Raw genomic sequence first — 21,406 nt, forward strand, 5'->3', positions numbered from 1 at the left:
GGGGATGACGCGCAAGGGATGCTCTGCCATCATTCCCCGATGCGGGGGGCAAGGAGCAGAACGGACAGACTCGCCGCCGCGCAGGCGCGCCGCCGGCATGTCCGTTTCCGGCACGCCCTTATCTGGCTGCTGGTCGGCGCGGTCGTCTATGCGGTGGCGCTGGCGCTTGCGATCCTGCTTCATCCCGATCCGAAGGTCGTGCTGGCGCCGGTGATCGGCCCCAGCCTGTACCTCACGCCGCTGTTCGGCATGCCCTATCTCTTCGCCAGCGCGCGGCAGCGCGGATGGGCGCGCCGGCTATTCTATTTCACCGCGGTGCTCACCTTCGTCCATGTCGCGGCCAATTATCTCGCCTGGCGGCACGCCTCGATCAGCTTTGCGCTCGAGCCCGATCCCCAGGCCTATGTCCAGGATCTGGGCACCGGCGCGGTGGGCGGTTTCGCGGGCGGGGCGCTGGCGCTGATGCTGCTGGTGCCGCTGCGCCTGGCGCCTTTCCACGCGGGCAGTCGCGCGATCATCCTGCTCGGCATCGCCGCGCTCACCCTGCTCGGCGCGCTCGGCATGGCGCAGGGGCTGCTGCTCACCGGCGCCCATGGCTACCAGTTGAAATCGGCGGGCTTCGTCTTCTGGCTGGAGTGCGTGCACTTGCCCTGGCAGGCGTGCCTGGCGTTCTTCCTGGCCTGGCTCATGCGGCTCGGGCGGCGACCCGCGGGCTGAGCCGCATCAGCGCGAGATAGACCAGCAGCGCAACGGCCAGGCCGACGAACCAGGCCCAGGTATAGATCGCCATCCATACGGGCCCGGCGGCGAAGGCACCGGGCGCGGCGGTGGCGAGGAAGCCGGGCAGGTTGGGCAGCACGCCGGCCGCGAAGGCGATCAGCGCCGCCGGGTTCCAGCCGCGGCGATAGGCATAGGCGCCGTCCGCGCGATAGAGGTCGTCGACCTGCAGCCGCGTGCGGCGGATCAGCCAGTAATCGGCGATCAGGATGCCGGCGATCGGCCCGAGCAGCGCCGAATAGCCGGCAAGCCAGACGAAGATATAGCCGCCGGTGGAGGCGAGCAGCTTCCACGGCATCATCAGGATCGCGATCGCCGCGGTGATCATGCCGCCGGTCCGGTAGCTGATCCGCGCCGGCCACAGCGAGGAGAAATCATAGGAAGCGGAAACGAGGTTCGCGGCGATGTTGCACGAGATGGTGTCGACGCTGATCACGATCAGCCCGAGCAGCACCAGCGGCCCCTCGAACCGGCCGGAAAGCGCGACCGGGTCCCAGATCGCCTCGCCATAGATCACGACCGTGGCGCTGGTGGTGATCACGCTGGCGAGCGCGATCAGCCCCATCATCGGGGGCAGGCCGAGGGACTGGCCGATCAGCTGGTCGCGCTGCGAACGGGCGAAGCGCGTGAAGTCGGGAATGTTGAGCGCGAGCGTCGCCCAATAGCCGATCATCGCGGTGAGCGCGGGCCAGAACACGGCCCAGAACTGCCCGGCCTTCGGGCCGCCCGGCACGAAGGCGGAGGGCGCGTGGAAGATGGGGCCGAGCCCGCCTGCCGCCTCCACCGCCCACCAGACCAGCGCGATGCAGACCAGGATCTTCGCCGGCGCGGTCCAGGTCTCCAGCCGGCGAATGGTAAGCAGCCCCTTGCGCACGAAGAAGAGCTGGAGCGACCAGAAGAGGAGGAAGGCGACCAGCTGCCCGCTCCCGATGTCGAGCATCGGGAGCGGGGCGCCGCGCAGGTCGGCGCGGACCAGCACGCCGAACAGGGTGAGCAGTGCCTCGCCGCCGATCCAGGTCTGGATGCCGTACCAGCCGCAGGCCACCAGCGCCCGGGCCAGGGCGGGCAGCCGCGCGCCCGCGGTGCCGAACGAAGCGCGCACCAGCACCGCATAGGGAATGCCGTGCCGGGCGCCGGCATGGCCGATCAGCAGCATCGGCACGAGGACGATGCCGTTGCCCAGCAGCACGGTGAACGCCGCCTGGCCGGCGGACATGCCCTGTTCGACCAGCCCCGCGGCGAGCATCCAGGCCGGCACCGCGACGATCATGCCGCTCCACAGCGCGGTATAATGATACCATGCCCAGCTGCGCTGCCCGGGCCCGGTCGGCGCGAGGTCGGTGTTCCAGAGCGCTTCGTCCGCCATGCTTCCCCCCAAGATGCCGGCCCAACGGATTGGAATGTCGCGCGAAGCCGGCGGCGCCGCAAGGCCGACTTTGTGTTGACGCGACTCAAGATGAGGCGCACCCTAGGTGTATTGGCCGGATAGAGGAGTGTTCCTATGTCTGATGCTGCTATCCTCGCGGATGAAGATCCCCGCGAGTATCATTCGTCGTTCAATCTTGCCCTCGATTCCGCCGCGGGCACGGCATTCAAGTGGCTTATCCTCGGCCACCTGTTCTTCATCGCCGGGTTGTGCGTGCTGACCCTGGCGAATGTCGCCAACGCGGCCGTGTGGCTTACGCCTCTGCTTACCTTGCCTCTGGTCTGGGCCGGGCGGGGCCACAAGCTGGCGATGAAGGTCGCCGTGCTGATCGTCGGCCTCACCTTTGCGCACTGGGCGGGCGCCCAGCTGGCGAACCAGGTCAATGCCTCCACGGATCCGATGCGGTTCGGCCTGATCGGCGGCGGCGTGGGAGCGGGCCTCGCCCTGCTGTTCGTTCTGGGCAGTGGGCTTGGCCGTCGCGGGATCGCGCCGGTGATCTTCGCCGTGTTCGGCACGGCGATGCTGGCGGGCCTCGGCGCGCTGGTCGTCTATCTCTACATAACGACCGGTTCGACCAGCGAGACCTTCCCGGGCAACTGGGTCCAGCTGCTCAAGATCTACACGCCCTGGCAGATCGGTTTCGCCTTCGTGCTCGCCAAGGTGCTGCGGCCGGACGGCGCGGTGATCGAGGAGGAATAGGGCTGCGTGCCGGGGGCAGTCCCCCGGCACCTGCTCCAGGGGCGTTCGTCTTCCCTGCCTGCGCGGGGAGGACGGGGCTTGCCGATTGCGGCTCGACCCTAGATCAGCCCCGGCACGAAGCGCTTCACGCGCGCGGCATAGGCGTCATAGGCGGTGCCGAACTGCGCGCGGAGGAGCCTCTCTTCGCGGCGCACGCGCATCCAGGTGCCGACCCAGTAGAGCGGCACCCCCAGGATCAGTCCGCGCCAATGGCCGAGCGCCAGCGCCATCACGAGTATCCAGACGAACAGCGCGACATAGATGGGATTGCGGACCACCGCGAAGGGGCCCCAGGTGACGAGCTGATGGTCTTCGCGCGTGCGCGCGACGATCGCCCAGTTTCGCCCCATGGCGCGCGAAGAGGCGACGAACAGCCCGATCACCCCGGCCATCAGCACCAGGACGGCGGCAAGCTGGCCGATCGCGGCTGGGTCCGGTGCTCCCACGACCATCTCGAGCGGGCCGAATCCCACCGCAAGGAACCCGAGCGCCTGCACGGCGACGCCGATCATCGAGCCCGAATCGCGCTTGCTGGTCACTTCGGTACCTGCCGTGCCGCGCCTGGCCTTGGCGGCGAGCAGCACCGCGACCCAGACGATCATGCTGCCGCAAAGCGCGGCGACCGCATAGACGCTGGTGGGTTCGGGATGGACGAGTGCGATCATGATCACCTCCGATAGGCATTGGCCTGATAGGCCTCGACGGCAGCCGAATATTTGAGAACCCGCGCGTTCGGATCGACGACGACATGCGCGTCGGCGGGCACGTTCACCGTTGCGATGCCGCCCGGCATCTCGACCAAGCGCACCTTGCCGTCGACCGAGACTTCCACCGGCAGCGGGAACGGCTTGTCGTTCGCCACCTTCCAGCGCAGCGTCAGCGTGTCGCCCTGGCGCGCCTCGACCAGTTCCGGCAGCGGTGCCTGGTAGAGATAGACGTCGAAGAACCATTGCATGTCGCGGCCGGTCACCTCGTTCACGATCTTGATGAAATCCGGCGTGGTGGCGAAGCGCGGGGTGAAATTGCCCGGCCTGGGATCGGGGCGACCATAGACCAGCCGGCGCGTCGCATCGAAGAACCTGTCGTCGCCGATCAGGTTGCGCAGCGTGTGGAGGATCCAGGCGCCCTTGACGTAGATGTCCTGGCCCGGGCCGCCCTTCTCCTCCTCATACACCTGCTCCTCGGTGCGGATCTTGCCGGAGACGATCGGCGCATGGTTGGTGATCTGGAGGCGGAACTCGTCCATCATCACCGCATAGCGCGCGTCGCCCTCGCGCCAGCGGCCGTAGAGCGGCTGCATGTACTGCGCGAAGCCCTCGTGCAGCCAGTAATCGTCCCAATTGCTGGCGGACATCTGGTTGCCGAACCATTCATGGCCCAGCTCATGCTGGAAGATCTCGTCGAAGCCCGAGGGATATTGCTTGTAGTTGTTGCCATAGGCGTTGATCGTCTGGTGCTCCATGCCGAGATGCGGGGTCTCGGCCACGCCCATCTTCTCGTCGCTCCAGGGATAGGGTCCGATCACCCGCTCGTAGAAATCGAGCGCGGGGGCGAATTCGGCGAACAGCGTCCGCGCCTTCTCGTCGCGGCCCGGAATGTACCAATATTCCATCGGGATCACGTTGCCGAAGCGGCTTTTATAGTCGGCCTGGATCAGCTTGTAGGGGGCGATTTGCAGCGTCACCGAATAGGGATTGGGGCTGCGTGCACGCCAATGCCAGGTCGAGCGGCCGTCGGGCAGCGTGTCGGTGCCGACCAGCTTGCCGTTGCCCGCGACCTTCAGGTCCTTGGGCACCGTGACGTGCAGGTCGACCATGTCGGGCTCGCCCCTGGGGAAGTCGAGACAGGGCCAGAACAGGTCGCAGCCATAGCCTTCGGCAGTGCTGGCGATCCAGGGCTGGCGATCGGGCCCCGGCGTCCTGGCCCAGACCATGCCGTCGTCCCAGGGCGGGCGGACCGCGACGTGCGGCGTGCCGCCATAGCTGATCGTCACCACCGCCTTGCCGCCGGCCGCGAGCGGGCGGGGCAGGGCGACCGTCAGCCGGCCCTCGGGGTTCGACCAGTCGACCGGTGCCAGCGCCTTGCCGTCGACGCTGATCGCAGTGACCGGCAGGTTGCGGTCGAGATCGATCTGGAGCGCCTTCTGCGCGATCGCGCTGGTGATGGTCAGCGTCGCGATGGCGGCGATGCGCTGCGTCGCCGGGAACACTTCGATGGCGAGGTCGGCATGGTCGAGGTGCAGCGCGGCGCGCTCGGGGCTGATCGGGCCGCCCGATTCCTGCGTCGTGGGCGTGAGCGGCGGCTCGCCGGGCTTGACCTGGGCCTGGGCGGTGGTGGCCGAAAGAGCGAGGGCGGAGGCTGCGAGGAGATATTGGTGCATCGGAACCTCCCTAGCGCGATGTCTGGGCCGCGCGCCACGCCTGGAACGCGTCGATATCGGCGGAGCGCTTCAGGATCTTCGACCAGGGATCGACGACGTAATGCGCACCCGCCGGCAGGTCGATCGTGTCGCTGCCGTCGCGCATCGCCAGCGTGACCAGCCTGTCGCCCAGCTGCACTTCCACCGGCATCGGAAAGGGCCTGTCTCCGGGCGCCTTCCACCTGAGCGTCAGCCGATCGCCCGTCTGCTCGGTCAGCAGTTCGGGCAGCGCCGCCTCGTACAGATAGACATCGAAGAACCATTGCAGCTTGCGGCCCGAAGTCTGCTCCATGAAGGCGATGAACTCGGGCGTGCTCCGGTAGAGCGGTTTGAAATTGCCGGGCCTGGGATCGGTGCGGCCATATATCGCCAGGCGCAGCCCGTCGAAAAAGGCCTTGTCGCCGATCAGGTTGCGCAGCGTGTGCAGCGTCCAGCTGCCCTTGGTGTAGATGTCGCCGCCGCGCCCGTTCCTGTCCTCATAGACGTCCTCGGCCGATTGCGGCTTGCCGCTGACGATGGCCGACCTGGCGCGGATGCCGATGCGCTCCTGGAGCAGCATCGCGGTATAATCGCCCTTGCCGCCTCGCCATTCGGCATAGAGCGGCTGCATATAGGTGCCGGTGCCCTCGTGCAGCCAGAAATCGTCCCAGTTGCCCGCGGTCAGCTGGTTGGCGAACCATTCATGGGCGAATTCGTGCTGGAACAGGTCGTCATAGCCCCAGGGGGTCTTGGCGTATTTGTTGCCATAGGCGTTGACCGTCATGTGCTCCATGCCCTTGTGCGGCGTCTCGACCACGCCGAGCTTCTGGTCGCCAAAGGGATAGGGGCCGATCATGGTCTCGAAGAAGTCGAGCGTCGGGGCGAATTCCGCGAACAGGCCCTTCGCCTGCCGTTCCTCGCCGGGCAGGTACCAATAGAACATCGGGATCGTGTTGCCGAAGCGGCTCTTATAGTCGCCCGAGATCACCTCATAGGGTCCGACATTGAGCGCGATGCCGTAGAGCGTCGGGTTGGTGACGTGCCAGTTCCAGGTCGAGCGGCCGTCGGCCAGCGTGTCGGTGCCCTTGAGCACGCCGTTGGAGATCGCCTTCAACCCCTTGGGCACGGTGATGTGCAGGTCGATGAAATCGGGTTCGTAGGTGGGATAGTCGATGCACGGCCAGAACAGGTCGCAGCCCTCCATCTGCACCGCGGTTGCCACCCAGGGCTGGCCCTGCGGCGTCTTCGTCCAGACGAATCCGCCGTCCCAGGGCGCCCGCACCGCGACGTGCGGCGTGCCGCCATAGGTGATCGCCGCGGTCACCGTGCCGCCGGCGCGCACCGTCTTGCCGAGCTGGATGGTCATCCGGCCCTCGGGATTGCTCCAGGCTCCGGACCGGAGCGGCCTGCCGTCGATCGCGATCGCGCTGACCGGCAGGTTGCGATCGAGGTCGATCACCAGCGTCCGGATCGGCGCGGTGGCGGCGAAGCGCAGCGTGCCCACGCCCTTGATCGACTGGCTGTCGGGCAGCACTTCGATCCTGAGGTCGGCGCTCTGGAAGCGCACCAGCTTCTGCACCGGATCGAGCGGGCCGCCCGAGCTGCTCGTCTGCGCGGTCAGCGGCGGTTCGCCCGGCTTGATCGTCTGCGCGGCGGCGGGAGCCGTGGCGAGGGCCAGGGCCGAAGCGGCGAGGAACGGGGACGTGCGGATGCGGGCCTCCTTCATGCGGTGAGCGCGCCGGGCGCGATGCGGAATTGAACTGGCCCTGGAGCGCGGCGGCAAGGGAAATCCGTGGCGCGGCGGACCGATGCGGTCGCAAAAACCCTTGTCCGTGCCGCATTGGGAAGCAACACTCCACAACCTAACCGCGTTCGGCGATTGATGCAGGCAGCCCGGCCCCCATATAATGGTGCTGAGGAGCCCTGTGCGGGCTCAGGAGTATCCATGAAGCATTCCTACCCCGTTCTTCCCCTCCGGGACATCGTCGTCTTCCCGCACATGATCGTGCCGCTGTTCGTGGGCCGCGACAAGTCGGTCGCTGCGCTCGAGGCAGCAATGGCCGACGACAAGGAGATCTTCCTCGTCGCCCAGCTCGATCCGGCCGAGGACGATCCGGGCCGCGAGGATCTGTACGATACCGGCGTCTCCGCCGAGGTTCTCCAGCTGCTCAAGCTGCCCGACGGCACCGTGCGCGTGCTCGTCGCCGGCAAGGAGCGCGGCGTGCTCGTCTCGATGGAGGAGGGCGGCGCCTATCTGACGGCGAACGTCGCGCCGGTCGAGGACGATGCCGCCGAAGGTGCCGAGATCCAGGCGCTGATGCGCTCGGTGGTCGACCAGTTCGAGAATTACGCCAAGCTCAACCGCAAGCTGCCGGCGGAGACCGCGGTGCAGCTCGCCGAGCTGGAGGACGCCTCGCGCCTTGCCGACGCGGTTGCCGCCAACATTGCGGTCAAGGTCGCCGAGAAGCAGTCGCTGCTCGTCGAGACCAATCCGATGAAGCGCCTCGAGATGGTGTTCGCCTTCATGGAGGGCGAACTGGGCGTGCTGCAGGTCGAGAAGAAGATCCGCAGCCGCGTGAAGCGCCAGATGGAGAAGACGCAGCGCGAATATTATCTGAACGAGCAGCTCAAGGCGATCCAGCGCGAGCTGGGCAATGAGGGCGAGGAAGGCGATGGCGACGAAGTCGCCGAGCTGACCCAGAAGATCGCCACGCTGAAGCTCAGCAAGGAAGCGCGCGCCAAGGCCCAGGGCGAGCTCAAGAAGCTCAAGACCATGGCGCCGATGAGCGCCGAGGCGACGGTGGTGCGCAACTATCTCGACGTGCTGCTGGGCCTGCCCTGGGGCAAGAAGTCGAAGCTGAAGAAGGACATCGCCGAGGCGCAGAACGTGCTCGACGAGGACCATTACGCGCTCGAGAAGGTCAAGGACCGGATCGTCGAATATCTTGCGGTCCAGGCGCGCACCAACAAGCTGAAGGGGCCGATCCTGTGCCTGGTCGGCCCGCCGGGCGTGGGCAAGACCTCGCTGGGCAAGAGCATCGCCAAGGCGACGGGGCGCGAGTTCATCCGCCAGTCGCTGGGCGGCGTGCGCGACGAGGCCGAGATCCGCGGCCATCGCCGCACCTATATCGGCTCGCTGCCGGGCAAGATCGTGTCGAACCTGAAAAAGGCCGGCACCTCGAACCCGCTGTTCCTGCTCGACGAGATCGACAAGCTCGGCCAGGATTTCCGCGGCGACCCCGCCTCGGCGCTGCTCGAGGTGTTGGATCCGGAGCAGAACAACAAGTTCAACGACCATTATCTGGAGATCGACATCGATCTCTCGGACGTGATGTTCGTGTGCACCGCGAACTCGCTGAACCTGCCGCAGCCGCTGCTCGACCGCATGGAGATCATCCGGCTCGAAGGCTATACCGAGGACGAGAAGGTCGAGATCGCCGAGCGCCACCTGATCGAGAAGCAGATCGAGGCGCACGGCCTGAAGGAAGGCGAATTCACCCTCGCGCCCGAGGGCCTGCGCGCGCTGATCCAGAAATACACGCGCGAGGCGGGCGTGCGCACGCTCGAGCGCGAGATCGCCAAGCTTGCCCGCAAGGCGCTGCGCAAGATCCTGGAGGGCAAGGCCGAGAGCGTGACGATCACGCCGGACAATCTCTCCGAGTTCGCCGGCGTGCCCAAATATCGCCACGAGCTTGGCGAGGAGGAGAACCAGATCGGTGCGGTCACCGGCCTGGCCTGGACCGAGGTGGGCGGCGAGCTGCTGACCATCGAGAGCGTCACCGTGCCCGGCAAGGGCATGATCAAGACGACCGGCAAGCTGGGCGACGTGATGAAGGAATCGGTCGAGGCCGCGTTCAGCTTCGTCAGGGCGCGCAGCCCCGCCTATGGGATCAAGCCCAGCCTGTTCGGGCGCAAGGACATCCATGTCCACTTGCCCGAGGGCGCGGTGCCCAAGGACGGCCCGTCGGCGGGCATCGGCCTGGTGACGGCGATCGTCTCGACGATGACCGGCGTGCCGGTGCGGCGCGACATCGCGATGACCGGCGAAGTGACCCTTCGCGGACGCGTGCTGCCGATCGGCGGGCTCAAGGAGAAGCTGCTCGCGGCGCTGCGCGGCGGCATCAAGACGGTGCTGATCCCGGAGGAGAACCAGAAGGACCTCGCCGAGATTCCCCAGAACATTCGCGACGGGCTCGAGATCGTGCCGGTCAAGCATGTCGACGAAGTGCTGCGCCTGGCGCTGACCGAGGCGCTTACGCCGATCGACTGGAGCGAGGCCGACGAGCTGGCAACCCAGCCTCCCGCCGGCAGCACGGGCAGGGGAGATGCCGTCCATCATTGATGGGCGGCACCATCCTTAACGCGCCAGTCATCGTAACCTTTTCGTCATTTCGAGGGAAAAGCGGGCTGAATCGTTTTGACAGCGCGGGCGGGGGCGTGCTGACGTGATCGCTCGGCCCGCCGCCGCGACTCGCGCATTTCTGCGTATTCATGAGGGGGAAAATCACGAAATGAACAAGCAAGAGCTGATCGGTCAGGTCGCCGACACCTCCGGGCTGGGCAAGGGCGATGCGAGCAAGGCCGTGGAGGCCGTGTTCGATGCCATCCAGGCCGCGCTCAAGAAGGGCGACGAAGTTCGCCTGGTCGGCTTCGGCACCTTCTCGGTCAGCAAGCGCAAGGCGTCGACGGGCCGCAACCCGCGCACCCGCGAACCGATGACCATCAAGGCGTCGAACCAGCCGAAGTTCAAGGCAGGCAAAGGCCTGAAGGATGCGGTGAACTAAGCCGTATCTAATGGGTCTTTGGGGCTGGACAGCAGGGGCTGCGCCGCCTAAAGGCCCGCTTCCCATTTTGGCCGAACGGCCAATGGGCGCGTAGCTCAGTGGTAGAGCACACCCTTCACACGGGTGGGGTCGTAGGTTCAATCCCTACCGCGCCCACCATTGCAAAGGCCCGTCGGTCCCGGTGACCGGCGGGCCTTTTGGTTCGCTTCGGCCGAACGGGGACGAAGCCTGCATCATGGCTGCATTTGCGCGTGCCATTTCCTTTCCGGCCGGGGAGGGGGATGTCCGTGTTTCACCGTTTCGTCATGATGGCTGTGCCGCTCGTGCCGCTGATGGCCTGCTCCGATGACTGCGGGAACCGGATCGTCTCCAGGATCGATGCGCCCGGCGGCGCCCGGAGCGCGGTGCTGTTCCAGCGCGACTGCGGCGCGACCACCGGCTTCTCCACCCAGGTCTCGATCCTGTCCGGGGGCCAGGCGCCGGCAGGAAGGGGCAATGCCTTCATCGCGGATGCCGATCACGGCGCAGCGAGGCGGGGTGCCTGGGGCGGCCCATGGGCCGAGATCCGATGGCTGCGCGCGGATCATCTCGAGGTCCGATACGCACCCGGATCGCGCATCTTCCTGAAACGCGAAACAGTGTCCGGCGTGCGGGTCAGCTATCGGCCGGCGAACGAATGATATGCGCTCGCGCAAGGATGTTGCGCGGCTGCCGGTGTCGTGACACACCATCCCCCGACGCGCCTAACGTCTCGATATCGGGGGACCTCCATTGAAGAAATATCTGCTGCTCGCATCGGCCGTGGCCGTGCTCGCCGTACCTGCGATCGGTTTCAGCCAGCAATCCGCGGCACCCGTCGCTGCCGGCGCCACCGCCGATGCAGGCGCGACCCGCTACGGCGCCTGGGGCTTCGACCTCACCGGCATGGACAAGAGCGTGAAGCCGGGCGACGACTGGTATCGCTTCGTCAACGGCGCCTGGACGGATCGCACGGCGATCCCCGCCGACCGCTCCTCCTATGGCGCCTTTGCCGTATTGCGCGATCTTTCCGAAGTGCGGATGCGCAGCCTGATCTCGGGCTATAGCGCCACCGACGCCGCGCACCCGGACCGGATGAAGGCGGCGATCCTCTATTCCGGTTTCATGGACGAGGCGCTGGCCGAGAAGCTCGATGCCCAGCCGCTGGTCGAGCGTCTGGCGCCGGTGAAGGCGGCGGCGAGCAAGGACGACCTGGCCAGGCTGATGGGCGCCTCGGTCGGCGGCTTCGGCAGCAGTTTCTTCGGCGTGGGCGTGAACGATGACGCCAAGAACCCGGACGTCTATGCGCTCTATCTGCGCCAGTCGGGCCTGGGCCTGGGCGATCGCGACCTGTATCTCGACGCCAAGTTCGCGCCGCAGGTGGCGCGCTATCAGCAATATGTCGCGCAGCTGCTCGGCATGGCCGGCTGGGCGGATGCCGATGCGGCGGCAGCCAGGGTGGTCGCGATGGAGACCCAGATCGCCAAGGCGCACTGGACGCGCGCGCAGAGCCGCGACCGCGACAAGACCTATAACCCCACCGGCATCGCCGAGCTCAAGGCACAGGCGCCGGGCTTCGGCTGGGACGCGTTCTGGGCGGCCGCGGGCCTCGGCAAGGCCGATCGGGTGATCGTCGCGCAGAACACCGCGATCCCGGCGATCGCCAAGATCTTCGCCGACACCGATCTCGATACGCTCAAGGCCTGGCAGGCCTTCCGCACCACCGATGATATCGCGCCGCTGCTCTCGAAGCGCTTCGTCGATGCGCAGTTCGAGTTCCGCGCGAAGTTCCTCAACGGCCAGCCCCAACAGCGCGAGCGCTGGAAGCGCGGCGTGGCGTTCGTCGAGCGCGGCGTGGGCGAGGGCGTGGGCCGCGACTATGTCGCGCTCTATTTCCCGCCGGCTTCCAAGGCGAAGATGGATACGCTGGTGGCGAACCTGCGCGTCGCGCTCGCCGGGCGGATCGACAAGCTCGCCTGGATGAGCCCCGCCACCAAGGCCCAGGCCCAGGCCAAGCTCAAGGGCTTCACCGTCAAGATCGGCTATCCGGACAAATGGCGCGACTATTCCGCGCTGGAAGTGAAGCCGGGCGATCTGGTGGGCAATGCCGAGCGTTCCGGCCGCTTCGAATGGGACTATCGCCGCAACCGCCTGGGCGGACCGGTCGACAAGGCCGAATGGGGCATGACCCCGCAGACGGTGAATGCCTATTACAACTCGGTGAAGAACGAGATCGTCTTCCCGGCCGCGATCCTGCAGGCGCCCTTCTTCGATCCCCAGGCCGACGATGCGGTGAACTATGGCGGCATCGGCGGCGTGATCGGCCACGAGATCAGCCACGGTTTCGACGATCAGGGCCGCAAGTCCGACGGCAACGGCGTGCTGCGCGACTGGTGGACGGCGGAGGATGCCGCCAAGTTCGAGGCGCAGGCCTCGCGGCTCGGCGCGCAATATGAAGCGTACAGCTTCGACGGGCTCCCCGGCGTCCATATCAACGGCCGCGCCTCGATGGGCGAGAATATCGGCGATCTGGGCGGCGTGCTGATCGCGCTCGATGCCTATCACCAGTCGCTGGGCGGCAAGAAGGCGAAGCTGATCGACGGCTATACCGGCGACCAGCGCTTCTTCCTCGGCTGGGGCCAGGTCTGGCGCACGCTGTTCCGCACCGAGGCGTTGCGTCAGCAGCTGGTCAGCGATCCGCACTCTCCGGGCCAGATCCGCGCGGTGAACCCGTTGCGCAACGTCGATGCCTGGTATGCGGCGTGGAAGATCGGGCCGGACCAGAAGCAATATGTCGCACCGGCGGAGCGGGTGCGCATCTGGTGAGGTGATCCGCGAGGATCGCAGAGAATATTGCATGAGGGCCCGCTGGTCACCTGACCGGCGGGCCCCTTCATGCGCACCGGGCGGCTAGCGTGCCTTCCCTGCCTTCTCGTCGGCCAGCCGCTTGGCGAGCGCCGTCTCCGATCGGGCGGCATAGGCGCGACAGGCACCGGGATCGATATAGGGGTTCGGCCGCGCGCCCTTGGCGAAGCGCGCATATTTCTCGACGCCGCCCGAATTGTCGGGATGCGCGCTGAACATGATGTCGCAGGGCATGGCGCGGAACCTGGCCTGAGAGGCGCGGAAGCTCGCGACCACTTCGGGATGGCGGGTGAAGCGATAGCCGTCGGCGGCGACCGGGTTGAGGCTGGCGGCGAAGACCATCGTCCTGCACGCGCGGCCCTCGCAGCTTCGCCAGGTCCAGCTCATGCTTCCCGGCGTGTGGCCCGGCGTGGCGCGCGCGGTGACGGTGACGTTGCCCAGCCGGATCGCCTCGCCATCCCGCACCACCCGCACCCGGGAGACGGCGGGGAAGGGCACCAGCCAGGCCACTTGCGGATCGTCCGCGCTGCTCATGCCGCGCTTGAGCGATGCCGCGGCCCAGGCGCTCGCCAATATCGTGGCGCCGCTGTCGCGCGCCAGGGCGGCCAGCCCGCCGGCATGATCGAAATGCGGCTCGGTGCTGAGGATCAGCTTCACGTCCTCGATACGATAGCCGAGCGTCTTCAGGTTCGCCTCGATCGCACGGACCGATTGCGGCACCGCGCCGTCGATCAGGATCAGCCCCTTGCCGGTGTCGATCAGGCCGACATTCATCCCCTGGAAGCCGACCAGATAGCTGTTGCCATGAACCCGGATCGGCGCTTGCGGACCGATCCACTTGGCGGCGGCCTGGGGTTCGATCGGGCGCGTGAGGGGATCGTCCTGCTGCTGCGGCGCGGGCGCGGCGGCGAGCAGGGCGAGCGCGGCGAGGTGGATCGGCTTCATCCTGGGCTCCTTGGTTTGATGCCCGGCGAAATGATCCGCCGGGCACCGCGCGCGCAAACCACCATTTCTCGGAAGAGCCATTAGCTGGATTAATGGATGAAGGCTCGGAGCCATTTCCCGATCATTGCCATCCCGGCCCTTGCGAGGACGACGGGAGAGGGCGAGGCGGCACGAAGCGAGCGGGCCGGGCGGGGCAGGCGCTTGCCTTGGGCAGTGGCGACCGTGGCGGCGGCGGCGGGATTCTGCTGCTGCGGCGGCGCGGGCGCTGCGGCGAGCAGGGCGAGCGCGGCGAGATGGATCGGCTTCATCCTGGGCTCCTTGGTTCGATACCCGGCGAAATGATCCGTCGGGCAGCGTGCCCGCAAGCCATCATTTCTTTTGAAGAACGATTGGCTGGATTGATGGCTGAAGACCTGACCCCGCTTGCAGGCCATCGCCATCGCCATCCCGGCCGTGGCGAGAATGCGGTTCGCGAGGGTGCGGGAAGCGGGTAAGGCGGCGCGAATCTAGGGGATCGGGTGGAGTAGGCGCGTGCTCTGGGCGGTGGCGACGGTGGCGGCGGCGGCATTTCAGGTGGGCCGCAACGCGCTTCAGCGCGGCATGATGTCGAACACCGGCCCCTGGGGCGCGACGCTCGTGCGTTTCCTGTTCGGCCTGCCCTTCTCGCTCGCTTTCACCGCGATCGCGGTGGCGGTCACGCCGCATGTCGCCCCCCAGTTCGGCTGGGCGTTCTGGTGGCCGGCGCTCGCCGGGGCATTGGCGCAGGTGATCGCCACCGCCGCGCTGCTGCTTGCGATGCACCATGCCGGCTTCGCGGTGGGCACTGCGCTACAGCAAAGCTCGGTCCCGCTTGCCGCCACCGTCGGCCTGCTCGTCTTCGGCGACAATCTTTCCGCGCTCGGCTGGTCGGGCGTGGCGGTGACGACGCTGGGGCTCGCGGTGCTGGTCTGGCCGAAGCGAGTCGAGGGCGCGCATCATCCGGTGCTCGGCATTGCGTTCGGCGTCGCCTCGGGCCTGTTGTTCGGTTTCGCGCTCAACGCGTTCCGCCACGCCGGGCTGCGGCTGGAGCCGCATCACCCCTTCTTCTCGGCGATGGCCTGTGTCGCGATCGTCCAGGCGGTGCAGGCGGCGGGGCTGGGGGCCTATCTCGCGCTGCGCGATCGGGCCGCGCTCGTCGCGGTGGTCGCCGGCTGGCGCGGGTCGCTGGGCGCCGGCCTGTTCGGCGCGCTTGCCTCCTCGGGCTGGTTCCTCGCGCTCAATCTGGCGCCGGCCGCCGCGGTGCGCGCGCTCGGCGTGATCGAGATGCCCATCGCCGCGGCCGCCGGCCACCGGCTGTTTCGCGAGGCGCTGAGCGTGCGTCAGGGGCTCGGCGTGATCCTGATCACCGCGGGCGTGGCGATGACGGCAATGTACTGAAGGCCCTCCTCTCCGGGGAAGGGCCGAAGGAAGGGCTGGCGCGGGCCTGCCGCCTTTGCCAGTCTCGTGGCATGACCAAGCCCTGCCGCCTGCTCGCCGCGCTTCTGCTGCTCGTTCCCGGGATTGCCTTCGCGCAGAAGGCGGCGGTGCTGCTCGTCCCCGACCGCGTCTTCACGGCAACCGATCGCGCGATGCACGAGGGCTGGAAGGTCCTTGTCGCCGACGGCAGGATCGTGGCGGTCGGCCCCGATGTCGCCGCGCCTGCCGGGGCCGAGACGCGGGCGCTGCCCGGCACGACGCTGCTGCCCGGCCTGATCGATCTCCACGTCCATCTCTTCCTCCATCCGTATGACGAGACGAGCTGGAACGACCAGGTGATGAAGGAGCCGCTGGCGCTCCGCACCGCCCGGGCCGTCGCGCATGCCCGCGCGACGCTGATGGCAGGCTTCACCACGGTCCGGGATCTCGGCACCGAAGGCGCGGGGGAGGCGGATGCCGGCCTCAAACAGGCGATCCAGCAGGGGATCGTGCCCGGCCCGCGCCTGTTCATCGCGGGTCGGGCGCTGGTCGCCACCGGCGCCTATGGTCCCAAGGGCTATGCCTATGACGTTCCGCAGGGCGCCGAGGAAGCGAGCGGAGAGGGGATAGTCGCGGCGGTCCGCCGGCAGATTGCGCATGGCGCGGACTGGGTGAAATTCTACGCCGATTATCGCTGGGGCCCGGGCGAGCCCAGCCGCGCGACCTTCAGCATCGACGAACTCGCGGCCGGCATCGCCGCCGCGCACGACGCCGGGCGCAAGGTCGCGGTGCATGCCAGCACGCCCGAGGGAATGCGCCGCGCGATCCTGGCCGGGGCCGACACGATCGAGCACGGCAATGACGCCACGCCGGCGGTGTTCGCCCTGATGAAGGCGCGCAATGTGGCTTTCTGTCCCACGCTTGCCGCCACCGACGCAATTGCCCGTTATGGCGGCTGGAGCGGGGGCGCGCCCGAGCCCGAGCCGGTCCGCGCCAAGCGCGCCAGCTATGCCGCCGCGCTCGAATCGGGCGTGAGGATGTGCGTCGGGGGCGACACGGGCGTGTTCGCGCACGGCGCAAACGCGCGCGAGATCGCGCTGATGGCCGCATGGGGGATGAAGCCGCTCGACGCGCTCTGGACGGCGACGGCCGGGAACGCGGCGCTGCTCGAGCTGGGCGACGAGATCGGCGCCATCGCCCCCGGGCGAATCGCCGATCTGGTTGCCGTCACCGGCGATCCCGCCCGGGACATCGGCGCGCTCGAACGGGTGGCCATGGTGATGCAGCGCGGCCATCTTGTCCGGGCGCCCGGCGAGTGACATGATGCTTTCATCAGCACTTCATGAAACGGAAGTGCGAGCGTTCGGTCCTCGACGCATCGCCTGGCCGGCATTGCCGGGTATGTCGTAATATTATTGTCGTTTTTCTGTAATCAAACAGACGCTCATGACTCATGTACGTGTCATTATCCCGGCCTAACCCCGGCCCGGGCGCAAAGGGGGCAATCGTTTCGATAGCCGCGCGCCCGGATCAGCAACGATACGACCGGGAGTTTTTGCGCGATGGCGAGCTTCAAGCGCTTCGGCCTCATTCTCATGACGACAGCCGCCTCTGCGGCACTCTCCGCGTGTAACGGCGCGGGCAATGTGGCATCCCCGGGCGCCGGCAGCGTCGTCATCGTGACGCCGACGCCGACTCCGCCGGCGACGCCCACGCCGACGCCGACGGCGCCGATCACCGCGGCCCAGTTCGCGGCGGTCACGACGCAGAACGGCCTCAGCGTCACGGCGCAGGAGCAGCTCGACATCGTCAATGCGGGCTCGAACAACAACGTCAACGGCACCAACCAGCTGAACGGCATCTTCCCGGTCAGCGCGACGTCGCTGACGCCGGCCTTCAACCCGGCTACGCTCAACCCCTTCTTCGTCAGCACCAATTATGTCGGGGCGCTCAACGGCCCGACCGACACGGCGTTCGACGGCTGGACCTGCAACTCCACCACGGCCAATTTCGGTGCGACCAGCGCCAATTGCACCGCCGTTCCCGCGATCGGCAGCGGCGGCTCGAGCGCCGTGTGCCCGGCCGGCACCACCGATGACGGCCTGACCCAGACCTTCCGCCTGTGCCGCCTGCCCCAGGCGATCACCACCGATCTGACGCTGCCGAAGATCGCCGGCGTGGTCTATCGCCTGCGCGGCCAGACCGAAGTCGGCACCGATCAGGGCGCGACCGGCGGCGCGGGCGTGACGCTCACCATCGCGGCCGGCGTCGTCATCGCGGCCGACTCGACCGAGCCGACCAACGACCTGCTGCTCGTCAATCGCGGCTCGAAGATCCAGGCCGTCGGCACGGTCACCCAGCCGATCATCTTCACCTCGCAGCAGAACCTCGCCAACAACGGCGTCAGCGACGTGACCCAGGGCCAGTGGGGCGGCATCATCCTGCTCGGCCGCTCGACCACCGCGGTCTGCGCCTCGGGCACCGGCGGCAGCAGCGGCACGCCCTGCCAGCAGGCGATCGAGGGCGTGACGGGTCGCTTCTATGGCGGCACCAACGAAGCCGACAGCAGCGGCCAGATGTCCTTTGTCCAGATCCGCTATACCGGCATCGCCATTTCCGATGGCAACGAGCTCCAGGGCCTGACCCTGGGCGGCACCGGCTCGGGCACGATCATCGACCATGTCCAGAGCCACAATTCGGCGGATGACGGCGTCGAGATCTTCGGCGGCACCACCAACCTGAAATATTTCGCGGTGACCGGCGCCGACGACGACGGCTTCGACGTCGACAATGGCTGGCGCGGCTTCATGCAGTTCATCATCGCCGCGCAGAAGGTGTCGGGCGCGACCGCCGACTCCTTCTCGACCGAGATCGACTCGAACGGCGCCGAGGACCTGCTGCCCCGCACCTGGGGCCGCTACGCCAACTTCACCTTCATCCAGACCGCGCTGGCGCCGGCTGCCATCCGCATCCGCGGCGGCGCCGACTTCAACTTCGTCAACGGCATCGTGAAGACTCCGGCCAACGTGGCCTGCGTCAACATGGTCGCGGGCGAGACCAGCGCCAGCGATCGCTCGACGATCCGCCCGGCCAACCCGGCGCTCCAGGATCAGGGCCCGCCGGTGTTCAACTCGGTCTATTTCAGCTGCAACGGCCGCTGAGGCCCCTGCAGCTCGTGCGGAAACTGTCGGGGCGGCGAAATCCGCTGCCCCGACATTGCTCATAAATTCTACTGGGTGACACGGCCATGCAGCGACGCCTTGCTTACGCCACGCTTCTTCTCCTGACGTCTCAACTCGTCTCTCCGGCCGCGCTCGCCCAGACGACGGGGCAAACGGCGCCCGCGCCGTCCACCACCGATGCGCAGGCGGAGCAGAAGACCCCCGAGGTCTCCGCGCCGGGCGTGGACATGGACGTGACCGACATCGTCGTGGTCGGGCGCCATATCCCGAACGTCGTGCGCGCCACCCCGCAAGTGGTGTCGGTGCTGTCGAGCGAGGACATCGCGCGCACGGGCGAGGGCGATATCGCCGGCGCGCTGACTCGCGTCACCGGCCTCAGCGTCGTGGGCGGCGGCTTCGTCTATGTCCGCGGCCTCGGCGATCGCTATTCCTCGTCGCTGCTCAACGGTTCGGCCCTGCCGAGCCCCGAGCCGCTGCGCCGCTCGGTGCCGCTCGACATCTTCCCGACCTCGATCGTCGGATCCGCGCTCGTCCAGAAGACCTATTCGGTCAACTATCCGGGCGAATTCGGCGGCGGCGTCATCAACCTCACCACCAAGGCGATTCCCGACAAGGACTTCGTGACGATCGGCGGGTCGATCTCGGCCGACACGGCGACGACGAGCGAACTCGGCTATACCTATTTCGGCAGCAAGACCGACTGGCTGGGCTTCGACAAGGGCACGCGCAGCGTGCCCGATTTCATCCGCAACGCCCCGGCCGGCTCGGGCCTGATCCCCGCCGGGCAGGTGCTCCAGCTTTCCAATGCCTCGACCACGCTGCTCCAGCGCAACGATCATCTTCCGGCCAATTGGTCGGGGGAGATCAGCACGGGCATGGCGTTCGATCTGGGGTCGGACCGGCTCGGCGTGATCACCTCGGTCGGCTACAGCAATACCTTCCGGACCCGTTCGATCCGCCAGCAGGACAGCGTGACCGAGAATGGCGCGATCCGGAACGACTTCCACACATTGATCACCGACAATCGCATCATCGGCAACGCGCTGCTCGGGCTCGGCTATTCGTTCGGCGACAGCACCATCCGCTGGACCAACGTCTATATCCGCGACGTGCTGAAGCAGGGCCGCGGCTCGGCGGCGACGATCTACAACAATGCCAGCGGGCTGCGATTCCAGCAGAACACCAACTGGTTCGAACGCCAGCTGTTCGAGAGCCAGCTGGTGGGCGAGCTTCGCTTCTCGCCCGCGCTCAGGCTCGATCTGCGCGGCGCCTATGCCAATTCGAAGCGGAACGCGCCCTATGAGCGCCAGTTCGACTATCTCTGCTCGCCGACGACCACGACCGGGGCTCCGGCCAAATATGACGGCGGCAATGGCATCGGCGGCTTCCAGTGCGATGGCGTGTACCAGGTCACGCAGCGCTTCTCGCCCTTCGCCTCGATCATCTTCTCGGATCTGAACGAGGATCTTTGGACCGGCCAGGCGGATCTGGTCTACAAGCTCGATCCGATCCCGCTCACCCTGTCGGCGGGTTATTTCTATTCGGATACCAGTCGCTTCTCGCGGCGCCTGCAGTTCAACTACCAGACCAGCGCCGGTGGCGGCACCGCGCCGGGCTATCCGTACAATCTGCTGCGTCCGGACTATCTGCTCAGCCCCGATGTGGTGAACAACGCCTGCCCGCAGGTCGGCCGCGGCGCCTGCACCATCGAGATGCAGTTCAACACGCCGCTCGGCGCCTATGCCTATGATGCGAAGCTGCGCATCAACGCGGGCTATTTCCAGGCCGAGACCGAGGCGCTGGACGGGCTGCGCGCAGTGGCGGGCGTCCGCTACGAGAAGGCCGAGCAGAGCGTCACGCCGGTCGGCACGATCGGCAAGCGCCTGAACAACGACTATTTCCTGCCGGCGATCACGGTCACCTGGAACTTCGCGGAGAACATGCAGCTGCGCAACAGCTTCTCGAAGACCATCTCGCGCCCGCAGTTCCGCGAACTGGCGCCGCAGCAGTTCCGCGATCCGGACTCGGATCGCCTCTTCTTCGGCAACCCGCTGCTGCGCGACTCGGAACTCTATAATTTCGAGACGCGCTTCGAGTGGTTCTTCGCGCGCGACCAGCGCTTCACGCTGGCGGGCTTCTACAAGCGGATCTCGAATCCGATCGAGCAGGTGGGCTTCTACACCGGTGCCGACGATCGCTTGCAGACCGGCTTCACCAACCTGCCCAAGGCGAAGCTCTATGGCGGCGAAGTCGAGGTGCAGAAATATTTCCCGCTCGATACGCTGGGCGGCTTCTTCAGTACCCGTCGCGCGCTGGTGATCGCGAACTACACCTATACCCATTCGTCGATCACCGCCGACAGCAGCTGCGCGCCCAACGTGCTGAACCAGACGCTGGCGGGTTGCCCCACCGGCTTTGGCCCGGCCAGCCTGCAGTTCCGCGACGGGGCGCCGCTCACCGGCCAGTCGGACCATCTGGTCAACCTGCAGCTCGGCATCGAGGACACGCAGAGCCTGTCGCAGCTTACGTTCCTGTTCAACTATGCGAGCGACCGCGTGACCAATCGCGGCCCGTCGAACCTGTCGGGCAACGGGTTCCAGCCCGACATCATCGAGCGTCCGGGCATCCGGCTAGACATCGTCGCGCGTCAGGGCTTCGAACTGGCCGGCGGCAAGTTCGAGCTCAAGCTGGAGGGGCGCAACCTTACCCGCACCCGCTTCGACGAGCGGCAGACGTTCCCGAACGGCAATGTCGTGCTGGTGAATCGCTACAATCTGGGCCGGGTCTTCACGCTCGGCGTCAGCACGACCTTCTGATCCGAAGTCCGGAAACGAAGCGG

Annotated in this window: 16 protein-coding genes and 1 tRNA gene; 11 read left to right on the plus strand and 6 right to left on the minus strand. The window is 67.2% G+C overall.

Features of this window, described 5'->3' with window-relative positions; all coding sequences use genetic code 11:
* Positions 1–39 precede the first annotated feature (39 nt).
* Complete coding sequence (locus FHR20_RS03810; RefSeq protein WP_167298287.1) at positions 40–717, plus strand: hypothetical protein; 678 nt, start codon at positions 40–42, stop codon at positions 715–717.
* Here FHR20_RS03810 and FHR20_RS03815 read toward each other — a convergent pair.
* Positions 686–2,143: an NCS1 family nucleobase:cation symporter-1 gene (locus FHR20_RS03815; protein WP_167298288.1), complete on the minus strand. Its 1,458-nt coding sequence runs from the start codon at positions 2,141–2,143 to the stop codon at positions 686–688. The genes FHR20_RS03810 and FHR20_RS03815 overlap by 32 nt on opposite strands.
* Positions 2,144–2,278: 135 nt before the next feature.
* Between FHR20_RS03815 and FHR20_RS03820 the strand changes: the two genes are divergently transcribed.
* Positions 2,279–2,902: a hypothetical protein gene (locus FHR20_RS03820; protein WP_167298289.1), complete on the plus strand. Its 624-nt coding sequence runs from the start codon at positions 2,279–2,281 to the stop codon at positions 2,900–2,902.
* A 98-nt stretch (positions 2,903–3,000) separates the two neighbouring features.
* Here FHR20_RS03820 and FHR20_RS03825 read toward each other — a convergent pair whose 3' ends face one another.
* The 3 genes from FHR20_RS03825 to FHR20_RS03835 are packed head-to-tail and all read right to left on the minus strand — an operon-like array spanning position 3,001 to position 7,065.
* Positions 3,001–3,606 carry a methyltransferase family protein gene (locus FHR20_RS03825; RefSeq protein ID WP_243857113.1) on the minus strand — a complete coding sequence of 202 codons (606 nt, stop codon included), beginning with the start codon at positions 3,604–3,606 and terminating at the stop codon, positions 3,001–3,003.
* A gap of 2 nt (positions 3,607–3,608) precedes the next feature.
* Entirely contained in the window at positions 3,609–5,321 is a 1,713-nt protein-coding gene (locus tag FHR20_RS03830; protein WP_167298290.1) for a M1 family metallopeptidase, read from the minus strand.
* 10 nt (positions 5,322–5,331) lie between these two features.
* Positions 5,332–7,065, minus strand: coding sequence for a M1 family metallopeptidase (locus FHR20_RS03835; RefSeq protein WP_167298291.1), 1,734 nt, complete (start codon positions 7,063–7,065; stop codon positions 5,332–5,334).
* Between the two features lie 219 nt (positions 7,066–7,284).
* Here FHR20_RS03835 and lon point away from each other — a divergent pair, with 219 nt between their 5' ends.
* From lon to FHR20_RS03860, 5 genes are all read left to right on the plus strand, one after another.
* A complete protein-coding gene (gene lon / locus FHR20_RS03840; RefSeq protein ID WP_167298292.1) occupies positions 7,285–9,681 on the plus strand; it encodes an endopeptidase La in 2,397 nt (798 codons plus the stop codon).
* Positions 9,682–9,850: 169 nt separating this feature from the next.
* Positions 9,851–10,123: an HU family DNA-binding protein gene (locus FHR20_RS03845; RefSeq protein ID WP_086129015.1), complete on the plus strand. Its 273-nt coding sequence runs from the start codon at positions 9,851–9,853 to the stop codon at positions 10,121–10,123.
* A gap of 84 nt (positions 10,124–10,207) precedes the next feature.
* Positions 10,208–10,282, plus strand: a tRNA-Val gene (locus FHR20_RS03850).
* 122 nt (positions 10,283–10,404) lie between these two features.
* Positions 10,405–10,803, plus strand: coding sequence for a hypothetical protein (locus tag FHR20_RS03855; RefSeq protein ID WP_167298293.1), 399 nt, complete (start codon positions 10,405–10,407; stop codon positions 10,801–10,803).
* A 91-nt stretch (positions 10,804–10,894) separates the two neighbouring features.
* Complete coding sequence (locus FHR20_RS03860; RefSeq protein ID WP_167298294.1) at positions 10,895–12,967, plus strand: M13 family metallopeptidase; 2,073 nt, start codon at positions 10,895–10,897, stop codon at positions 12,965–12,967.
* Between the two features lie 84 nt (positions 12,968–13,051).
* Here the strand turns inward: FHR20_RS03860 and bla are convergent, their stop codons facing one another.
* On the minus strand, positions 13,052–13,951 hold the full coding sequence (gene bla / locus FHR20_RS03865; RefSeq protein ID WP_167298295.1) for a subclass B3 metallo-beta-lactamase: 900 nt from the start codon (positions 13,949–13,951) through the stop codon (positions 13,052–13,054).
* A gap of 89 nt (positions 13,952–14,040) precedes the next feature.
* A complete protein-coding gene (locus FHR20_RS03870) occupies positions 14,041–14,259 on the minus strand; it encodes a hypothetical protein (RefSeq protein WP_167298296.1) in 219 nt (72 codons plus the stop codon).
* A gap of 223 nt (positions 14,260–14,482) precedes the next feature.
* On the opposite strand from FHR20_RS03870, the gene FHR20_RS03875 reads away from it, so the two are divergent.
* The 4 genes from FHR20_RS03875 to FHR20_RS03890 all read left to right on the plus strand — a co-directional run bounded on the left by FHR20_RS03875 (position 14,483) and on the right by FHR20_RS03890 (position 21,383).
* The gene (locus FHR20_RS03875) at positions 14,483–15,367 is read left to right on the plus strand and encodes a DMT family transporter (protein ID WP_167298297.1); all 885 of its coding nucleotides are present in this window, start codon (positions 14,483–14,485) and stop codon (positions 15,365–15,367) included.
* 71 nt (positions 15,368–15,438) lie between these two features.
* Entirely contained in the window at positions 15,439–16,704 is a 1,266-nt protein-coding gene (locus FHR20_RS03880; protein WP_167298298.1) for a metal-dependent hydrolase family protein, read from the plus strand.
* Between the two features lie 243 nt (positions 16,705–16,947).
* Positions 16,948–18,546, plus strand: coding sequence for a hypothetical protein (locus FHR20_RS03885; RefSeq protein ID WP_167298299.1), 1,599 nt, complete (start codon positions 16,948–16,950; stop codon positions 18,544–18,546).
* An 86-nt stretch (positions 18,547–18,632) separates the two neighbouring features.
* Positions 18,633–21,383: a TonB-dependent receptor domain-containing protein gene (locus tag FHR20_RS03890; RefSeq protein WP_167298300.1), complete on the plus strand. Its 2,751-nt coding sequence runs from the start codon at positions 18,633–18,635 to the stop codon at positions 21,381–21,383.
* The last annotated feature ends 23 nt before the right edge of the window (positions 21,384–21,406 follow it).

Source organism: Sphingomonas leidyi, assembly GCF_011761945.1.
Taxonomy (GTDB): domain Bacteria; phylum Pseudomonadota; class Alphaproteobacteria; order Sphingomonadales; family Sphingomonadaceae; genus Sphingomonas; species Sphingomonas leidyi.